This is a genomic window from Caballeronia glathei, from assembly GCF_000698595.1.
Classification (GTDB): domain Bacteria; phylum Pseudomonadota; class Gammaproteobacteria; order Burkholderiales; family Burkholderiaceae; genus Caballeronia; species Caballeronia glathei.
In genome coordinates this window covers 24257-43035 of the sequence record NZ_JFHC01000055.1, presented here as the reverse complement: position 1 = coordinate 43035, position 18779 = coordinate 24257, and the positions used below count along the sequence as shown (strand labels likewise).

Sequence of the window (18779 nt, the reverse complement as noted above, 5' to 3'; positions counted from 1 at the left end):
CTCCTGTGTAATTGATGGATGCGGGACGACCGGCCGTTGCGGCCCGATCAGGAATCCCAGATCGCGCCATAGGCGGCGAAGCCGCGGCTTTCCATGCCGGTCACGACCCGCTCGGTGAGCTTGCGATTCGCGATACAGATCACGGCTTCCGCGTCGAACTGCTCGCGCGCCGTATAGGCAAGCCGAAGCAGATCGGGCTTGCCGTCGCTGTCGGTATCCCAGATCAGCGCATCCGGCTGCGCCGCGAGAATTTCGTCGACGAGTGCATCGCCGTAGGTCTCGCGCGGACTTTTTGTCGCCCAGATGAGCCTGATCGGCACTTTCTTCGCCAGCAGATGAGGCAGCACCGGCCCGATGCCGCTGCCCGTCGCCACGTACACCACACGCCTGAAAAGCGTTTCGATGTTGGCGACACCGGCGGTCGTGATGCCCTTGACCCAGACATGCGACGGCGCTTCGTCGATGAATCGCGCAGTCCAGTCGCCGGCACGCGAAACGATCAGCCGAAAACCGCGCTCGCCCGGCGCCGGGATGTTGGCGAACGCGTGCCATTCGGTGAGCGGGCTGCGGCTGATGCTCGTCGACGACCCCGCGAACGGCGTGACGCCGTGGTCGAACCGCGCGATCGCCGCATGCGACGACAGTCTCTCCACCTGCACACGCATCTTTCGCAGGCGCAGCCAGGGCAAAGCGATGCTCACGGTGACGGCGAGGAGCACCCAGAACGACGGCGAATCAAACAGCGCACCCGCGCGGCCCGTGGCCGTGCGTCCCGCGTCGACGAAGAGCAGTGTCTGAACCCAGAACAGCACGAGTGCCGCCCAGCCGGCGAACCGGTGCGTGAGTTCGAATGCGTTGTGGTATCGCGCCCGGATCGCGGGCTGCGCCATGACGACGAGCGCGGCGAGAAGGGCGAGCAATGCGCCGCTCACGGCAAAGAGACTTGCCGGCACGCCCGGCAGGTCGTGGACGCGATGCCACACCATCGACGCAAAAAGCGCCAGGAACCAGGCGGTCGCCGCGATCGCGCCGCCGGCATGCAGTCCACCGAAGTGGTAGACCTTGCCGAGCGTGCGGCGCACCGAAAGCGGCCACGTCACCGGCGCGCGGGTCGCTGTCCAGAAGAGCAGGTTGATCACGGACTGCTGGCGAACGAGGACCGCTAGCGCGAGATTGGCGACGACGGCGTTCGCGATTGCACCCATGTCGATGCCTTCACGCCGCCACCAGTGTCCGTCGGTTATGCCGTACGCGAAGAGAAGCACGTTGAGTGCGAGGACGAGCGCCGCGAGGCGGTTGTAATGCGACAGCAGCGGCGACGCGAGCAGGCGCTGCCGGCGGCAGTGAGGCGGCGGCATCTCGCCGGCTGTCTTGCCGCGGGCAGCCGGGTTCGTTTTTTCATCTGACGGCCGAATCGCGAGGTCGCCGAGCGCGCGCTTGTCGATCTTGCCGCGGGATGTCAGCGGGAACGCGTCGAGCGCGATGACGCGCGCCGGCACACAGTAATAAGGCAGCCTTTCGCGAGCACATTGCAGCGCTTCATCAACGTTCGCGCTGTGCGGCGTGACGAACGCGATCAAATCACGTCCGTTCACGGGCAGCGTGACCGCGCGCTCCACCGTGCGAGCCGTTTCGAGCGCGGCCGAGACGCCGTCGAGTTCGACGCGAAAGCCGCGGATCTTGACCTGATCGTCGGTCCGGCCAAGATGTTCGAGTTCTCCCGAAGCCGTCCAGCGGCCGAGGTCGCGCGTGCGGAACATGAGCCGCCCGCCGCCGAGGAACGGGTCCGGGATGTAGCGTTCGCGATTGAGCGCCTCGTTGCCGATATAGCCCGCCGTCACGCATTCGCCGCCCGCCCACATTTCTCCGGTCTTGCCCACCGCGCAAGGCATGAGGTCGCTGTCGAGCACGTAGACCGTATTGTTCGGCGTCGGCTTGCCGATCGTGAGCGAGCGGCCGTCGTTCGCGTAGTGCTGCATCGTATTCACGATGGTCGTCTCGGTCGGGCCGCATGAGTTGAAAAACGTCCGGCCGGTGGACCAGTCGTTTGCGAGCCGCTCAGGGCACGGCTCACCCGCGACCGCGACGACGCGCACGAGCGGACAGCGCCGGGAATCGAGCGTCGCGAGTATCGAGGGCGTCGAGATCACGACATTCGCCTGTTGCACCGTTTCCGCGATGTCCTTTCCGCGAATCAGCAGCGTCGCGCCGTTGGCGAGGCAGCCGAGGATTTCCCATGCCGCCATGTCGAACGCGATGTTGAGGATCTGGGAGACCTTCATGCCCGGGCGCATGCCGAGCCGCCCCGGGTCCGTGAGCAGGATGTTGCACAGGTTCCGGTGCGTCACGCGCACGCCGTTGGGCTTGCCGGTCGTGCCGGACGTAAAGAGCACGAAACAGGCGCTCGACGGCGTGATGCATACCGGCTGCGCCGTGGCATGGCCGCATCGGGAATCGCTTTCGCCCTCGGGAGCGAGCCGCAGGAAGTCGTCGATGGCGATGCATGTGTGTCCCGCCGGAACCGGCACGAGCGGGCGCAGGTGCGAGAGCGTGAGGATGACACGCGTCGCAGCGGCGCCGATGACGTGCAGCAATTGCGACTCGGGCGCGACCCCCACGTGTTGGGGAACGTAGGCCGCCCCCAGCTTGAGCGCGGCCAGCAGGCCGGCGAGCATCGGGATCGAACGGTGCACGAACAGCGCGACGCAATCGCCTGCGCTCACGCCTTCATGCGCGAGCCGCGCGGCGAGCCGGTTTGCCGCACGATCGAGCTCGGCGTAGGTGATCGATTCGTCGCCATGGCGCGCGGCGATGGCGTGGGGGGTTGCGGCGGCGTGCGCTTCGAACGCGTGGTGAATGAACGCAAAGTCCGGCGTCACGTCCGGCCCACGGACGAAGTGCTCGAATATCGCGCGCTGGTCCGCGGTGAGGCGGGCAAGCGTTGCCGGCGCGAAGCAATGGCGTGCGCGTTCTCTGTCGCGTACCGCTTCAGCGGGATCGGAAAGGGACAGTGTCATGTAGGGCCTCGCAGGTTGCTATCGGATGACGGTGATGTGCCGCGTCTTCAGGCGAAGACGCTGGCGCATACGTCCGATTAGTCACCGCGAGGTGCCGGCCCTTACACCCTGCGCAGATTTGTTGCACTCTTGCCCGTCGGCGCGGCTGGCGTGCCCTGAACGTTGGCGGGTCATTCGTCGTCCTCCACCGACGAAAGCGGCCGCGCCACCTCCTCGAGCGACCTGCGTTCCGCCGCCACACCCCAGATTCCCGCCACGATCGCGGCCCCGATCATCAGCGCCGAGCCAATCAGATAGCCCGCGAACACGGCGCCGCGCTGGTGCGTGTCGATCAGGCTGCCGAACAGCGTCGGGCCGATGATGCCGCCAAGCGCCGTCCCGAACGCGTAGAACACCGCGATCGCCAGCGCGCGAATTTCGAGCGGGAAGGTCTCGCTGACGGTCAGGTACGCCGAACTCGCCGCCGCCGACGCGAAGAAGAAAATCACCATCCACGCGATGGTTTGCGTCGTCGTGGTCAGCAGGCCCTGCGCGAAGAGGTAGCCCGACAGCGTGAGCAGCACGCCCGACATCGCATATGTGAAAGCGATCATCCGGCGGCGGCCGAGCACGTCGAAGAGCTTGCCGAGCACGATCGGTCCGAGAAAATTGCCCGCCGCGAACGGCAGCACGTACCAGCCGATGTGCTCGCCGGGCACGCCGTAGAAATCGGTGAGCACGAGCGCGTAGGTGAAGAAGATCGCGTTGTAGAAGAACGCCTGCGCGGTCATCAGCGCGAGTCCGACGAGCGAGCGCGTGCGGTGTGCGTGGAAAAGCGTGTCGAACACCTCGCGCAGCGGCGTATGCCCGCGCGCGTGCAGGCGCAGCGGTTTCGCGGGGCCGTCCGGCAGGTCGATGCCCTGCGCGCGGAACTGCGCCTCGATTCCCTCGACGATCTGCTTCGCCTCGTCCGCGCGGTTGTGCGTGATGAGCCAGCGCGGGCTTTCGGGCACCCACATGCGCATGAAGAGGATCGTGAGCCCGAGCACGGCGCCGATCAGGAAGCACGCGCGCCAGCCCCAGTCGGGCGGCAGCATCGCCGGGTCGAGCAGCACGAGCGAGCCCGCCGCGCCGATGCCCGCGCCCACCCAGAACGTGCCGTTGATGGCGAGATCCGTCCAGCCGCGCACGCGCGCGGGGGTGAATTCCTGGATCGTCGAGTTGATCGCCGTATATTCGCCGCCGATGCCCGCGCCCGTCAAAAAGCGAAACAGCACGAACGTGGCGAGATTCCACGAGAAGGCGGTCGCCGCCGTCGCCGCGACGTACAGAAAGAGTGTGATGAAAAAGAGCTTGCGGCGCCCGAGGCGGTCGGTCAGCCAGCCGAAGCCGAGCGCACCGAGCACGGCGCCCGCGATGTACGCGCTGCCGGCAATGCCGACGTCGGCGTTGGAAAACTGCAGCGCCGGGCTCGTTTTCAGCGCGCTCGCGACCGCGCCCGCGAGCGTCACCTCGAGACCGTCGAGCAACCACGTGATGCCGAGCGCGAGTACGATCAGCGTATGAAAGCGGCCCCAGGGAAGGCGGTCGAGGCGCCCGGGCAGGTCGGTTTCGATGATCGCGGGCTTCGTCGGCGGTTCGTGGATCAAACGATGCTCCTCTTTGGGCGCAGCAAGAACAAATTACCGGCGTTTTAGAGCAATTTCCATTCCGGCGCGGCCAATTTCGCGCGTTGGTTGAAGCCTTCCCCGGAACGTGATAAAAACGCGCTCCACTTTTTGTTTGCGACGACGGCCCCGGCCGCCGCCGCTACGTCCATGACCTACTGCGCGATCGATTTCGGCACGTCGAATTCCGCCGTCGCTCTGCCGCACGGCACGTCGATCCGGCTCGCGCCGGTCGAAGGCGAAGCGCTGACGCTGCCCACCGCCGTCTTCTTCAACACCGACGAGGATAACCAGTCCTACGGCCGAGCGGCGCTCGAAGCGTATATCGACGGCTACGACGGCCGCCTGATGCGCTCGATGAAAAGCATCCTCGGCTCGCCGCTCGCGGAGCAGAGCACCGACCTTGGCGACGGTTCGGCCATCCGGTACACCGACGTCATCACGCTCTTTCTTCAGCACCTGAAGCAGAAGGCGCAGGCGGTTGCGGCCGAGCCGATCACGCGCGCCGTGCTGGGCAGGCCGGTGTTCTTCGTCGACGACGACCCGCGCGCCGACCAGCTGGCGCAGAACCAGCTGGAAGCCTGCGCCCGGGCGATCGGCCTCGACGACATCTGCTTCCAGTACGAGCCGATCGCCGCCGCGTTCGATTACGAGGCGCGCCTCACGCAGGAAGGGATGGTGCTGGTGGCGGACATCGGCGGCGGCACGTCGGACTTTTCGCTGGTGCGCGTCGGGCCGGAGCGCGCGAAGCTGCTCGACCGCAAGAGCGACGTGCTCGCGCACTACGGCGTGCACGTGGCCGGCACGGACTTCGACCGCCGCGTCGAACTCGCGACCGTGCTGCGCGAGCTGGGCTATCAGTCAGCCGATCCGGAGGGGCGCGAAGTGCCCAACCGCGTTTATTTCGACCTCGCGACCTGGCATCTGATCAATACGGTTTATGGGCCGAAGCGCGTCGCCGAATTGCAGCTGATGCGCCATCTCTACACCGACACGCGCCACCACGACCGGCTGATGCGCGTGGTCGACCGGCGGCTCGGGCATGCGCTGACGGCGCACGCGGAAGAGGCGAAGATCGACGTGGCCGCAGGCGGCACGACCGAAATCGACATGGAGGAGGTGGAGGAGGCGCTGCGCATCGCGTTCGACGAGCCACAGCTTGTCGAAGCGGGCCGCGACGAGACGCGCCGGATCGTGGAAGCGGCAGTGGAGACGGTGCGCCGCGCGGGCGTCGATGCGGCCGATGTGGGCGCCGTGTATTTCACGGGGGGCTCGACGGGTCTCAAGTTCCTGTCCGACTCGCTCGCGGCGGCGTTTCCTGACGCGCAGCCGGTTTTCGGCGACCGCCTCGCCAGCGTTGCAACCGGCCTCGGAATCTACGCGCGCCGCGTATTTGAATGACGCATCGAAATTCGCGGATATAGAGGGAAAACACTTAAGCAATAATGCGTACCGCAAAAAACAAAAAACCCCGCCGAGGCGGGGTTTTTTGTTTGTGCAACTCGAGCGGGCTTAGGCCGGCTTGATGTTTGCAGCTTGCTTGCCCTTCGGGCCGGTCTTCACTTCGAAGGTAACCTTTTGGTTTTCCTGAAGCGTCTTGAAGCCTTCCACGCGAATTTCCGAGAAATGGGCGAACAGATCTTCGCCGCCGCCGTCCGGCGTGATGAAGCCAAAGCCCTTTGCGTCATTGAACCACTTGACGGTACCGGTTTCCATGTTACTTGTTCCTAAAGATGTTGAATAAGGCCGAGGCCCGAATGTGCATGAAAATCAAGGAAGGGGCAATGGGACCAACCGGAGTACCGTGATGGGCGAACTACGAAAGACCAATTCACTCGCCACTTGAAATCCTGCAAGAAGGTTTATACGGCGAATCAAACGGCAGGTCAAATAATATCCGACCGCCATGAAGGGACATTTTTGAGATTCAAAAAGTCACCTTACGAAGCTTGCATTTTTGGTTGTTTTTTTGTAGGTCGGGTGCATTTTTTGCGGCTTTTCCTTCGTTCTTCGCTCCATTTCAGAGGTGCAACCGGTAAACTGCGCGCCACCCGACGGGTTGCGCCTGCAACGCCGCTCCGTCGTCGGAAGTAAGCCGGGCGTGGCTTTGCGGCCGATTGCAAATTGCCCTGGCGCATTACGGGATAAGGAGAAGTCTTGAAAAGTTCTATTCAACGAAACATCGGCCCAGTGGCGCTGCTGCTGACCGGCCTCGGCTCCATCATCGGCTCGGGGTGGCTTTTCGGCGCCTGGCAGGCCGCGCGCATCGCGGGCCCCGCCGCAATCGCCGCGTGGGTGATCGGCGCAGTCGTCATTCTCGCGATCGCGCTGACCTACGCGGAACTGGGCGCGATGTTTCCGGAGTCGGGCGGCATGGTGCGCTACGCGCGCTACTCGCACGGCGCGCTGGTCGGTTTCGTCAGCGCGTGGGCGAACTGGATCGCGATCGTATCGGTGATTCCGATCGAAGCCGAAGCGTCGATTCAATACATGAGCACCTGGCCGTACGAATGGGCGCATCCGCTGTTCGTCAACGGATCGCTGACGCCGATGGGGCTCGTTTTGTCCGCGCTCCTCGTGATCGTCTATTTCATGCTGAATTATTGGGGCGTCAAGGTATTTGCGCGCGCCAATTCTGCCATCACCGTCTTCAAATTCCTGATTCCGGGCGCGACGATCGCCGGCCTCATGTTCGCGGGCTTCCACAAGGAAAACTTCGGCACGACGACGAGCTTTGCGCCTTACGGCTGGTCGGCCGTGCTCACGGCTGTCGCGACGAGCGGCATCGTGTTCAGCTTCAACGGCTTTCAGAGCCCGGTGAATCTCGCCGGTGAAGCGCGGCATCCGGCCAGGAGCGTGCCGTTCGCCGTGATCGGCTCGATCCTGCTCGCGCTCGTGATCTACGTGCTGCTGCAGGTGGCCTACATCGGCGCGGTGAGTCCGGGCGACGTGCTGCAGGGGTGGCACCACTTCAATTTCGCGTCGCCGTTCGCGGAGCTTGCGCTGGCGCTGAATCTCAACTGGCTCGCGATCCTGCTTTACGTCGACGCGTTCGTCAGCCCGAGCGGCACCGGTACGACCTACATGGCAACCACCACGCGCATGATCTACGCGATGCAGCGCAACAACACGATGCCGAAGATCTTCGGCATCGTGCATCCGTTCTACGGCGTGCCGCGTCCGGCGATGTGGTTCAATCTGGGCGTCGCGTTCATCTTCATGTTCTTTTTCCGCGGCTGGAGCTCGCTCGCGGCGGTGATTTCGGTCGCGACCGTCATTTCCTACCTGACCGGCCCGGTCTCGCTGATGGCGCTGCGCCGCTCGGCGCGGGACCTCGACCGGCCGCTGATGATCCCCGGCATGGGCGTGATCGCACCGTTCGCGTTCGTGTGCGCGTCGCTCGTGCTGTACTGGGCGAAATGGCCGCTGACGGGGGAAATCATCCTGCTGATGGTCGTTGCGTTGCCCGTGTATTTCTATTTTCAGGGCAAGACGGGCTTCGACGGCTGGGGGCGCGACCTGAGGGCGGCGTGGTGGCTGATCGCGTATCTGCCCTCGATGGCGATGATGTCGCTGATCGGTAGCCATGAATTCGGCGGTCACGGCTATCTGCCGTACGGCTGGGACATGGTGGCCGTCGCGCTGGTCGCGCTCGTGTTCTACCACTGGGGCGTAAGCACCGGCTATCGCAGCGAATATCTCGATGAGCGCGAGAGCCGCGCCGATATTCTTCAAGAAGTCGGGGCGTGAGTCTTTCCGCCGCGCCGGAGCACGTCAAAAAAACCGCCAGAGCGATTTCGGGCGGTTCTTTTTTATTTCTTCGGGCCGCAAGGGCGGCGCTCAGGCGTCGCTGAACACGTAATTCGTCATCGCGAGCGACTTCTGGAACGTGCCGAGCGACTGGATGCCGAGCGTGAAGTCGTCGCTTGCCGCGCCGAGCGCGCTGAAAACCGGCAGCAGATGCTCATCGGTCGGATGCATCAGCGCGGCGTGCGGCGCGCGACGCCGGTAATCGAGCAGCGCGGGAATATCGCGTTCGGCGAGGCGGGCTTCGAACCAGTCGGTGAACTCGGTCACGCGCGGGTCCGCGTCTTCCGGGCGCGCACTGAAATCGGCTGCGCGCAGGTTGTGCGTGATCTGCCCCGAGCCGACGATCATCACGCCGTCTTCGCGCAATGCGCGCAGCGCCCGGCCCACGCGATAGTGATGCGCGGCATCGAGGCGCGGCTGAATGGACAACTGCGCGACCGGCACGTCGGCCTGCGGGAACATCAGGAGCAGCGGAACCCACGCGCCGTGATCGAGGCCATGTTCGGCGGTCGAGGCCGGGATGCCGCCGGCGGCGAGCAGTTCCGCAGCGATGGCGCCCAGTTCGGGCGCGCCCGGCGCGGGATAGCGCAACTCATACAGCGCGCGCGGAAAACCATAGAAATCATGGATGGTTTCGGGCCGCGTCGCGGTGCTCGCGACCGGCTGCGCCGTGCCCCAGTGCGCCGAGAGCATCAGAATCGCGCGCGGGCGCGGCAAGCGGCTCGCGAGCGTCGCGAATTCGGCGGAGGGCATCGACGCGTCGATCGGCAGCGTCGGCGCGCCGTGGGAAATGAAAACGCTGGGAAGTCGGGTCATCGAAGCAAGCCTCAGGAAGGGTTGACTTCAATATAGGCGCGTAGTGCGTGTTGATAAACCGGCCAACAGGCAACGAATTGTGTCGCTGGTGTTGTCAATCGGCTCCGTCGTCCGTGCCGCGCGTGCCGCGCGTGCCGCGCATGCCGCCCCAGGCGGCGGCGAGCGGAGCGCCGAGCGCGAACAGATCAATTACGCGCGCAACCGTCTGATCGACCATGTCGTCGATCGACGCCGGACGGTGGTAGAACGCGGGCATCGGCGGGAAGATCACGCCGCCCATTTCGGTGACGGCCGTCATGTTGCGCAGATGCGCGAGGTTGAACGGCGTTTCGCGCACTAGCAGCACCAGCCGGCGGCGCTCCTTGAGCACGACGTCCGCGGCGCGTGTGATGAGGTTGTCGGAGAGGCCGTGCGCGATGCTGGCGAGCGTTTTCATCGAGCACGGCGCGACGACCATGCCGTCGGTCGCGAACGATCCCGACGCGATGCTCGCGCCGACGTCGCGCACGTTGTGGACGACATCGGCGAGCGCGTGGACGGCGGCTTTGTCGAGTTCGAGCTCGTGCTGGATATTGAGCCAGCCGGCGCTCGAGATGAGCAGATGCGTCTCGACGCCGCCCAGCCGGCGCAGCGTTTCGAGAAGACGCACGCCGTAGATGGCGCCCGTTGCGCCGGTGATGGCGACGATCAAGCGTCGCGGCACGGCAGCGGGCGCGGTCACGGAAGGACGCGAATCAGGCGGCGGCGAACAGTTGCTGGAGTTCGCCCGACTGGTACATCTCCATCATGATGTCCGAGCCGCCGATGAATTCGCCGTTCACGTAGAGCTGCGGAATGGTCGGCCAGTTCGAGAATTCCTTGATGCCCTGGCGGATGCCGTCGTCTTCCAGCACGTTGACGGTTGTGATGTCGTCCACGCCGCACGCCTTCAGGACCTGGATGGCGCGGCCCGAGAAGCCGCACATCGGGAACTGCGCGGTGCCCTTCATGAACAGGACGACCTGGTTCTGTTCGACGATTTGCTTGATGCGTTCTTGCGTATCCATGACGTTCCTGCGATGCGGTTTCGGACTGCGGTTGTAAGGAATCAGAGTCAAATGATAGCGGATTTCGCCTGCGCGGGCTGGCCGCGCACTCGCTTTCGCGGCAGTGACCCGGGAATGCTCAGGCGGCGAAAACCCCGCCGCTGATGCGCTCGATGCCCGCGAGATCGGTCGCCGAGCGGACCTCGGTGAGGCCGCGCTCAGTGAGCAGTGCGCGCACGGCTTCTGCCTGGTCATAGCCGTGCTCGAGCCAGAGCGCGCCGCCCGGTGCGAGCAGGAACGGCGCGCGCTGGACGATCACGCGGATGGCGGAGAGGCCGTCGGCGTCGTCGGTGAGCGCGCCGCGCGGTTCGAAGCGCAGGTCACCCTGTTCGAGGTGCGGGTCGTCGCTCGCGATGTACGGCGGGTTGCTCACGATGAGATCGAAGCGCAGCGACGGATCGATGGCCTCGGTCCAGTCGCTCGATGCGAACGCGATTGCGCCGCCCGCGCGCTCCGGGCTCAGGAGCTTCGCGGCGTTGCGCCGGGCGACGGCGAGCGCCGCCTCGGAGCGCTCGACTGCCCAGACCTGCGCGTCGTCGCGTGCGAAGGCGAGCGCCACCGCAATGGCGCCGGTGCCCGTGCCGAGATCGAGAACACGCGGGCTCTCACGGCCGTCAATGACCGCGAGCCCGGTTTCGACCAGCAGCTCCGTCTCGGGCCGGGGAATCAGCACGTCCGGCGTCACGTCGAAGTCGAGGCCGAAAAACTCCCGCGAACCGACGAGCTGCGCGATCGGCTCGCCATGCATGCGCCGCTTCACGAGCGCCTCGAATTGCCCGACGGCGGCCGCGTCGAGCGGCTCGTGATCGCGCGTGATCAGTTCGGTGCGCCGCCAGCCGAGCACGCGCGTGAGCAGAATCCGCGTTTCGAGCGCGGGCAGCGCCGACGCGCGCAGCAGGTCGGCGACGGTCTTCACTCCGCCTCGCCCAGCGCGGCCAGCAGCTCGGCCTGATGCTCGCTCACGAGCGCGGCGATCAGCTCGTCGAGGTCGCCGTCCATGATGTATTCGAGCTTGTAGAGCGTCAGGTTGATCCGGTGATCGGTCATCCGGCCCTGCGGGAAGTTGTAGGTGCGGATTCGCTCGGAGCGGTCGCCGGAGCCGATCAGGCTCTTGCGCGTGGCCGCTTCCTTCGCGTGCTGCTCGTGATACTGCTTGTCCTTGATGCGCGCGGCGAGCACCTTCAGCGCGCGATCCTTGTTCTTGTGCTGCGAGCGGTCGTCCTGGCACTCGACGACGATCCCCGTCGGCAGGTGCGTCACGCGCACGGCGGAATCGGTCTTGTTGATGTGCTGGCCGCCCGCGCCCGACGCCCGGAACGTATCGATGCGCAGATCGGCCGGGTTGATCACCACTTCGCTGATTTCGTCGGCTTCCGGCATCACGGCCACTGTGCACGCCGACGTGTGAATGCGCCCCTGCGTCTCGGTGGCCGGCACCCGCTGCACGCGGTGTCCGCCCGACTCGAACTTGAGCCGCGAGTACGCGCCCTGTCCGGCGATGCGCACGATCACTTCCTTGTAGCCGCCGAGATCGGACTCGCTTTCCGACATCGTCTCGACCGTCCAGCGGTTGCGTTCCGCGTAGCGCAGATACATGCGCAGCAAATCGCCCGCGAACAGCGCCGATTCGTCGCCGCCCGCGCCCGCGCGGATTTCGATGAAGATATTGCGCTCGTCGTTCGGGTCTTTCGGCAGCAGCATCGTCTGCAGGTCGGCTTCGATCTTCACCATGCGATCGCGCGCCTCGCCGATTTCCTCTTCCGCGAAATCGCGCATCGACGGATCGGCGAGCAGGCCCTGCGCGGTGGCTTCGTCGTTGAGCGCCTGGCGCCAGAGCGAATACTGCTCGACGATCGGGCTGATTTCCGCATGCTCGCGCGTGAGCTTGCGGTACTGGTCCATGTCGGCGGTGACGTCCTCGCGGCTCAGCAGGTCGTTGAGATCGACCAGCCGCTTTGCAAGCTGGTCGAGCTTGCTTTGCATGCTCGTTTTCATCGGGCGGGAGTGGAGCGTGGCTCCGGAGAGTGCTGCAGTCAGGGAAGCGTCCGCGAATCGGTCTGCGGAGCAACAAAGGATAGCAAGGCGCGGGCCGCTAACGGTCCGAGGAATCGGACGGATCGGGCAAAGTGCCACCGTGGCGGTAGACGCCGCCCAGCAGGTCGACGAGCTGGTCGCGGTTTTCACGGCTCGCGCGGTTGAGCGCGTGCGTCGGGCCGTGAATCAGCTTGTTGGTGAGCGACTGCGACAGCGCTTCGAGCACCACGGCCGGATCGTCGCCGCGCGCGAGCATCTTGCGCGCGCGTTCGACTTCGGCGCGCCGCAGCGCGTCGGCCTGCGTGTGCATGTGGCGGATCACCGGCACGATGCTGCGTGCGTCCAGCCACTGCATGAAATTCTGCACGCGCGTTTCGATGATCGCCTCGGCCTGCGCCACGGCAGCCTGCCGCGACGCGTTGCCTTCGCGGACGATCGCGCCGAGGTCGTCGACGGTGTAGAGGAACACGTCCTGCAGGTTGCCGACTTCCGGCTCGATGTCGCGCGGCACGGCCAGATCGACCATGAAAATCGGCCGGTGGCGGCGCGCGCGGACGGCGCGCTCGACGGCGCCGAGGCCGATGATCGGCAGCGTGGACGCCGTGCACGACACGATGATGTCGAATTCATGCATCCGCGCGGGCAGTTCGGCGAGCGGGATCGCGTGGCCGTTGAAGCGGCCGGCGAGCTTCTGTCCGCGCTCGGCGGTGCGGTTGGCGACCACCAGTTCACGCGGATTCTGCGCGGCGAAGTGCGTCGCGCACAGTTCGATCATTTCGCCCGCGCCGATGAAAAGCACGCGCTGGCTCGAAATGTTCTCGAAGATGCGCTGCGCGAGGCGCACGGCCGCGGCGGCCATCGATACCGATTGCGCCCCGATTTCCGTCGTGGTGCGGACTTCCTTCGCCACCGCGAACGTGCGCTGGAACAACTGGTTCAGATAGGTGCCGAGCGCGCCGGCTTCGGTCGCGGTGCGCACCGCATCCTTCATTTGTCCGACGATTTGCGTTTCGCCGAGCACCATCGAGTCGAGCCCCGACGCCACCCGGAACGCATGCCGGACCGCTTCCGACTGCGGCAGCGCATAGACATGTGGCGCGAGCTCGGACACGGGAAGATTGTGATATTTCGACAGCCAGTGGACGGCTGCGTCGCGCGCGGCCTTGTCGTCGGTGGCGCAATAGAGTTCGGTCCGGTTGCAGGTGGACAGGATCGCCGCCTCCGGCGATGCCTTCGCAAGCGGTCCCAGCCAGATCTCCTTCAGCGCGCCGAGAGCCGGTTTGATCTGTTCGAGCGGAAACGCCACGCGTTCGCGCAGGGCGACTGGCGCAGTGTGGTGGTTGATTCCGATCGTGAGGAGATGCATGTATTGGGCCTAAGCTGATGGCCTTGGAGATAGCCCAATATTATAGCGTTTCTCGGAATTGTTCATTTATAGGCGTCATAAGGGCGGAACCCGCCCCGGAGGCGCTGCGGGCGGGCCATTCGGGCACCTGCTCGGCATCGAGCCGGTCGAGCCGGTAACCGTAGGCATAAAGCGGCGTCAGGCGGTAGCCGAATTCAGGGCGCAACCGGAGTTTCGTGCGCAGGCGTGACGCGTGCGTGTCGAGCGTGCGCGACTGTATGTCGCTCCCGCGCGTCCAGACCACTTCGAGGATGTGCCCGCGCGACACCGGCCGCGACAGGTTCGAGAACAGCAAATGCGCGAAGCGGAATTCCTTCGGCGTCAGCGTCACGTGCTCGCCGGCGAAGTCCACGGTCAGTTCGCACGTCTTGAACAGATATTCGCCGAAGCGCTCCGGCAGGCTCGGGCGCACGGCGCTGCGGCGCGTGAGCGCGTCGATGCGGGCAGTCAGCTCGGCGCAGCGCACGGGTTTCGTGACACAGTCGTCCGCGCCTGCCCGCAGGCAGCGGACGATGTCGGCTTCGCCGTCCTGCGCCGCCATCAGAATGACCGGCATGTGGGGCACGATCGCGCGAACACCGGCGATGACTTCGGCGTCGCTCATGTTGCGCGGGCCTGCGGAAGAAAGCAGCACGTCGAATGTTTCGCGCTTCAGCCGGATCAGGAACGACTGCGGCGTGGCGAAGAAGTGGCAGAAATGACCGCCGGCGGACAGTGCGGCGCCGATCAGGTCCGCGTGCCGGGCGTCCGGGTCGATAATGGCGATTCGCATGAGTGGGACGCTCGCAGGCGGCGCATGGCGCGGGGTGCCGGATGGCGCGGGGGCGCAAACTTGCCTTCACCAACCTGGCCCCCTAAACTCAACCGCTGCGCTCCGCGCGCCTTGCTACCTTCTAGTTGAAGAGACCGAAAATGCTAGTTGAACGACCTGGGCCGACCCATACGTTTTCTCTGAATTCAGCCGGAACGCCCGGCTGATGGGCTGGACCGGGATGGTTTTCCTGGGCGCGGTAATCGGTTTCGCGGGCTGGTGGCTGCATCCGCTGCGGCGAGCGGGCCGCGTCGCGCGCGCACCGGCCGCGAGCGTGTGGATCGCGATGGTCGCGGGCGTGCTCGCCACCGTCGTGGCGCGCATGCTCGGCCACGTCGTCGGGGTTTTTCACGACGGCGATACGCTCGAATGGCTCGCGTGTTCCCTTTTTGCGCTCGTTGCCGTGACCGTGACAGTCGGTCTGGCGGCGCGTCGCTGAATCCAATTCCGGCAAGCCGCCACGAGCGGCGCACCGGAGCATCCGGCAGGTGATTCCATGAATGATCGACTCGATTCCCCCGACGCCGCGGCCTTCGCCCGGCGCATTGAAGCCCTGCGCGGCGAGATGGCGCGCGAAAACCTGGCCGTCGTGCTGATTCCGTCGGCGGACCCGCATCTGTCCGAATATCTGCCCGGGCGCTGGCAGGGGCGCGAGTGGCTCTCGGGGTTCACCGGCTCGGTCGGCACGCTCGTCGTGACCGCCGGTTTCGCCGGCCTCTGGGTCGACAGCCGCTACTGGACGCAGGCCGAGGCGCAACTCTCCGGCACCGGCATCGCGCTGATGAAGATGATGGGCGGACAGCAGACGGCGCCGCACGTCGACTGGCTCGCGCAGAACGTGCCGTCGGGCGCGACGGTCGCGGTCGACGGCGCGGTGCTCGGCGTCGCGGCGGCGCGCTCGCTCGGCGAAGCGCTGACGGCGCGCGGCATCGTGCTGCGCACCGATCTCGACCTGCTCGACGCCGTGTGGCCGGCGCGGCCCGGCCTGCCGCAAGCCGCAGTCTACGAGCACGCCGCGCCGCACGCGAGCGTGTCGCGCGCGGACAAGCTCGCGCAGGTGCGTCGCGCGATGCAGGAAAAGGGCGCGCAGTGGCATTTCATTTCCACGCTCGACGACCTCGCGTGGCTCTTCAACCTGCGCGGCGCCGACGTGAGCTACAACCCGGTGTTCGTCGCGCATGCGCTCGTGGGGATCGACGACGCCGTCGTGTTCGTCGCCGATGGCAAGGTGCCGGACCCGCTCGCCGCGTCCCTCGCGCGCGACAACGTGCGCATCGAGCCGTACGCGCGTGCCTCCGACGCGCTTGCGGCCCTGCCCGCCGGCTCCGCGCTGCTGATCGACCCGCGCCGCATCACGTACGGCCTGCTCGAAAAAGTGCCGTCGACGGTCGCGATCGTGGAGGCGGTGAATCCGTCGACCTTCGCCAAGTCGCGCAAGACGGCGGACGAAGCCGGGCACATCCGCGCGACGATGGAGCAGGACGGCGCCGCGCTCGCCGAGTTCTTCGCCTGGTTCGAAGCGGCGCTCGGGCGCGAGCGGATCACGGAACTCACCATCGACGAAAAGCTCACGGCCGCGCGCGCCCGCCGCCCGGGCTTCGTCACGCTCAGTTTCGCGACCATCGCCGGCTTCAATGCGAACGGCGCGATGCCGCACTACCGCGCGACCCAGGCGTCTCATTCGGTGATCGAGGGCAACGGGCTCTTGCTGATCGACTCGGGCGGCCAGTACCTGAGCGGCACGACCGACATCACGCGCGTCGTGCCCGTCGGCGCGATCACGGCGGAGCACAAGCGCGATTTCACTGTCGTGCTGAAAGGGACGATGGCGCTCTCGCGCGCAAGGTTTCCGCGCGGCATCCGCTCGCCGATGCTCGACGCCATCGCCCGCGCGCCGATCTGGGAAGCGGGCGCGGACTACGGGCACGGCACGGGGCACGGCGTCGGCTACTTCCTGAACGTGCACGAAGGCCCGCAGGTGATCTCGCACTACGCGCCCGCCGAACCGTGGACGGCGATGGAAGAGGGCATGATCACGTCAATCGAGCCGGGCATCTACCGGCCGGGCAAGTGGGGCATCCGCATCGAAAATCTGGTGCTGAACCAGCCCGCCGGGAAGACCGAGTTCGGCGATTTCCTCGAATTCGAAACCCTCACGCTGTGCCCGATCGACACGCGCTGCATCGATCTCCCGCTTTTGCGCGAGGACGAGCGCGCGTGGCTCAACGCGTATCACGCGACGGTGCGCGAGCGCGTGTCGCCGCATGTTTCCGGCGACGCGCTCGCGTGGCTCGAAACCCGCACCCAACCGGTCTGACAGGAGCGTCGACGCATGGGTATCAAGGCCGTGGTGTTCGATTTCGGCGGCGTGCTGATCGACTGGAGCCCGGAGTACGTCTACCGCCGGCTGATTCCGGATGACGCCGAGCGTCGCTGGTTTCTCGACAACGTCTGCCGGATGGACTGGGTGGTGCAGCAGGACGGCGGACAGACGATCGCGGAGGGCACCGCCGAGCTGATCGCGAAGTTTCCCGCGCACGAAGCGCTGATTCGCGCGTTCTACGAGCGCTGGCGCGAGATGGTCGCCGGCGTGCTGGAGGAGGGGGTGGCACTCGTCGACGCCCTCGAAGCCGCCGGCGTGCCGCTGTTCGGCCTGACCAACTGGTCGGCCGAGACCTTCCCTTATGCGTGGGAGAACTATCCCGTGTTGCGGCGCTTCCGCGAGGTGATCGTGTCGGGGCGCGTGGGCGTCGTGAAGCCCGATCCGGCGATTTTCGCGCTGATGCGCGCGGAAATCGAACGGCATCTGCCGGGCGTCGAGCCGCACGAACTTGTCTTCATCGACGACAACGCGAAGAATGCGCAAGCCGCGACGGCGCTCGGCTGGCACGGCGTGCATCATGCGAACGCGGCGGCGACCGGAACGAGACTGCGCGAACTGGGCCTGCCGGTCTGAAAGGAAGCGTGGCGCGCGGCGGCGCGCTACGCCGCTACTCCTTGAGCATGTTCATCAGCGCGTTGCCGATTCCCCTGACCGTTTCGCCCGCGCCCTTCGCGACGCCCTCGGCGCTCACCCCGAGCGCCTTCGCGAAGCCCGCCGCGAGTTTCTTCGACAGGCTTTCGTTCAGCGAGAACTTCGGGTCGCGCAGATTGCCGTCGAGGACGAAATCCAGCTTGATCTGATCGCGGCGGTCCTTCAGCGCCGCGACCGCCGCCCGCGTCGGAATGGACAGGAACGTGTCGAGCGGATTGCCGGTGTCGGTGATCTGCAGATGGTTCAGAACGACCGTTCCGGGCGCGTGGATGCGGTAGTCGCGCACGGTGGCATCGAGCGTGAGATCGATCGTGCCGCCCGTCACCGCCGACTTCGCGCCCGCTTTCTTCAGCAAATAGGGATCGAGCGTCGAGATGTCGACGTTGCGCAGCGTCATGCGGGTCTGCGAGTCCTTGGTGGCAATGACCATCCAGCCTTCGAAGGTCACCGTGCCGGTATGCGACAGGCCCTTGATCGATCCGGTCATCGAAAGCGTCGTGCGATCCGTGAGCGCGGGAAGATGGACGTGATCGGCGGTGGCGCGGGCGTCGCTGATCAGCACGCGGTACGGCGGGTTTCCCACTGACGCATCGAAGAACTCCATCGTGCCGCGCTCGAATGACACGTGGTCGATGAGCTTTTCTTCGTTCGCCCGCTGCGCGGCCTTGTCGTCCGGCCGGGCGTCGGATTCGCGCGCTGCCTGCTTCAGGTCCGGGAGGATGCGCACGCGGCCGTCCGCTGTGCGCGCGATCGAAAGGTAGTAGTTGTCGACGCTCACGTTGCGCAGATGCACGCGGTTCCTGAGCGCCGCGCGCATGTCGACGTCGAGCACGATGCGCTCGGCGCGCATCGCGTCGGTGGTCGGCCAGCCCGCGGGCCCGCGCAGGCGCACGCGCGAGAGCGTGATCTGGGACAAGCCGACGTCGATTTCCTCCACCGAACCGAGCGGGCCGAGCGTTTCGATCACGCGCTGCTTCATCTCGTGAACGGCGAAGAACCATCCGCCGACCGCGGCGAGCACGATCGCGACGGCAATGCCGGTGAGCCAGAGTGCCGTTCGCCGCGCCTTTCCCGTCATCGCTCAGGTCTCCTTTCGCCACCGCATCCCCGCGGTCCGATCC

The 18779-nt window shown here is 66.0% G+C and carries 16 protein-coding genes; 5 read left to right on the top strand and 11 right to left on the bottom strand.

The genetic code is table 11. The annotated features are described in order from the left end of the window. Positions 1-47: 47 nt before the first annotated feature. Both BG61_RS39815 and BG61_RS27650 read right to left on the bottom strand, forming a co-directional pair. Positions 48-3017 carry an amino acid adenylation domain-containing protein gene (locus BG61_RS39815; RefSeq protein ID WP_063741131.1) on the bottom strand — a complete coding sequence of 990 codons (2970 nt, stop codon included), beginning with the start codon at positions 3015-3017 and terminating at the stop codon, positions 48-50. 170 nt (positions 3018-3187) lie between these two features. Then, on the bottom strand, positions 3188-4642 hold the full coding sequence (locus tag BG61_RS27650; RefSeq protein WP_370818088.1) for an MFS transporter: 1455 nt from the start codon (positions 4640-4642) through the stop codon (positions 3188-3190). Positions 4643-4813: 171 nt separating this feature from the next. On the opposite strand from BG61_RS27650, the gene BG61_RS27645 reads away from it, so the two are divergent. Beyond that, on the top strand, positions 4814-6064 hold the full coding sequence (locus tag BG61_RS27645; RefSeq protein WP_035936162.1) for an Hsp70 family protein: 1251 nt from the start codon (positions 4814-4816) through the stop codon (positions 6062-6064). Positions 6065-6175: 111 nt separating this feature from the next. On the opposite strand, the gene BG61_RS27640 is transcribed toward BG61_RS27645, so the two are convergent. Beyond that, positions 6176-6379 (bottom strand): cold-shock protein, encoded by a 204-nt coding sequence (locus BG61_RS27640; protein ID WP_035936159.1) that lies wholly within the window; start codon positions 6377-6379, stop codon positions 6176-6178. Positions 6380-6820: 441 nt separating this feature from the next. Here BG61_RS27640 and BG61_RS27635 point away from each other — a divergent pair, with 441 nt between their 5' ends. Beyond that, complete coding sequence (locus BG61_RS27635) at positions 6821-8413, top strand: APC family permease (RefSeq protein ID WP_075584239.1); 1593 nt, start codon at positions 6821-6823, stop codon at positions 8411-8413. A gap of 90 nt (positions 8414-8503) precedes the next feature. On the opposite strand, the gene BG61_RS27630 is transcribed toward BG61_RS27635, so the two are convergent. From BG61_RS27630 to BG61_RS27600, 7 genes are all read right to left on the bottom strand, one after another. Then, positions 8504-9289 (bottom strand): DODA-type extradiol aromatic ring-opening family dioxygenase, encoded by a 786-nt coding sequence (locus BG61_RS27630; RefSeq protein WP_035936155.1) that lies wholly within the window; start codon positions 9287-9289, stop codon positions 8504-8506. A 94-nt stretch (positions 9290-9383) separates the two neighbouring features. Beyond that, on the bottom strand, positions 9384-10010 hold the full coding sequence (locus BG61_RS27625; RefSeq protein WP_035936152.1) for a UbiX family flavin prenyltransferase: 627 nt from the start codon (positions 10008-10010) through the stop codon (positions 9384-9386). 13 nt (positions 10011-10023) lie between these two features. Then, a complete protein-coding gene (gene grxD / locus BG61_RS27620) occupies positions 10024-10335 on the bottom strand; it encodes a Grx4 family monothiol glutaredoxin (RefSeq protein WP_035936150.1) in 312 nt (103 codons plus the stop codon). 118 nt (positions 10336-10453) lie between these two features. Further along, positions 10454-11290 carry a peptide chain release factor N(5)-glutamine methyltransferase gene (prmC, locus tag BG61_RS27615; RefSeq protein ID WP_035936149.1) on the bottom strand — a complete coding sequence of 279 codons (837 nt, stop codon included), beginning with the start codon at positions 11288-11290 and terminating at the stop codon, positions 10454-10456. Continuing rightward, a complete protein-coding gene (gene prfA / locus BG61_RS27610; protein WP_035936147.1) occupies positions 11287-12369 on the bottom strand; it encodes a peptide chain release factor 1 in 1083 nt (360 codons plus the stop codon). The genes prmC and prfA overlap by 4 nt, the downstream gene beginning before the upstream one ends. 97 nt (positions 12370-12466) lie before the next feature. Next, positions 12467-13774: a glutamyl-tRNA reductase gene (hemA, locus tag BG61_RS27605; protein WP_035936146.1), complete on the bottom strand. Its 1308-nt coding sequence runs from the start codon at positions 13772-13774 to the stop codon at positions 12467-12469. Positions 13775-13814: 40 nt separating this feature from the next. Beyond that, positions 13815-14585: a response regulator transcription factor gene (locus BG61_RS27600; protein ID WP_063741129.1), complete on the bottom strand. Its 771-nt coding sequence runs from the start codon at positions 14583-14585 to the stop codon at positions 13815-13817. A gap of 205 nt (positions 14586-14790) precedes the next feature. Here BG61_RS27600 and BG61_RS27595 point away from each other — a divergent pair, with 205 nt between their 5' ends. Genes BG61_RS27595 through BG61_RS27585 form a run of 3 tightly spaced genes read left to right on the top strand, consistent with a single transcriptional unit; the run spans position 14791 to position 17580 of the window. Beyond that, entirely contained in the window at positions 14791-15063 is a 273-nt protein-coding gene (locus BG61_RS27595) for a hypothetical protein (protein ID WP_035936143.1), read from the top strand. 57 nt (positions 15064-15120) lie between these two features. Beyond that, complete coding sequence (locus tag BG61_RS27590; protein WP_035936140.1) at positions 15121-16941, top strand: aminopeptidase P family protein; 1821 nt, start codon at positions 15121-15123, stop codon at positions 16939-16941. Between the two features lie 15 nt (positions 16942-16956). After that, positions 16957-17580 (top strand): HAD family hydrolase, encoded by a 624-nt coding sequence (locus BG61_RS27585; RefSeq protein ID WP_035936138.1) that lies wholly within the window; start codon positions 16957-16959, stop codon positions 17578-17580. Between the two features lie 34 nt (positions 17581-17614). Here BG61_RS27585 and BG61_RS27580 read toward each other — a convergent pair whose 3' ends face one another. Continuing rightward, positions 17615-18736, bottom strand: coding sequence for a DUF748 domain-containing protein (locus BG61_RS27580; protein ID WP_035936135.1), 1122 nt, complete (start codon positions 18734-18736; stop codon positions 17615-17617). Positions 18737-18779 lie beyond the last annotated feature (43 nt).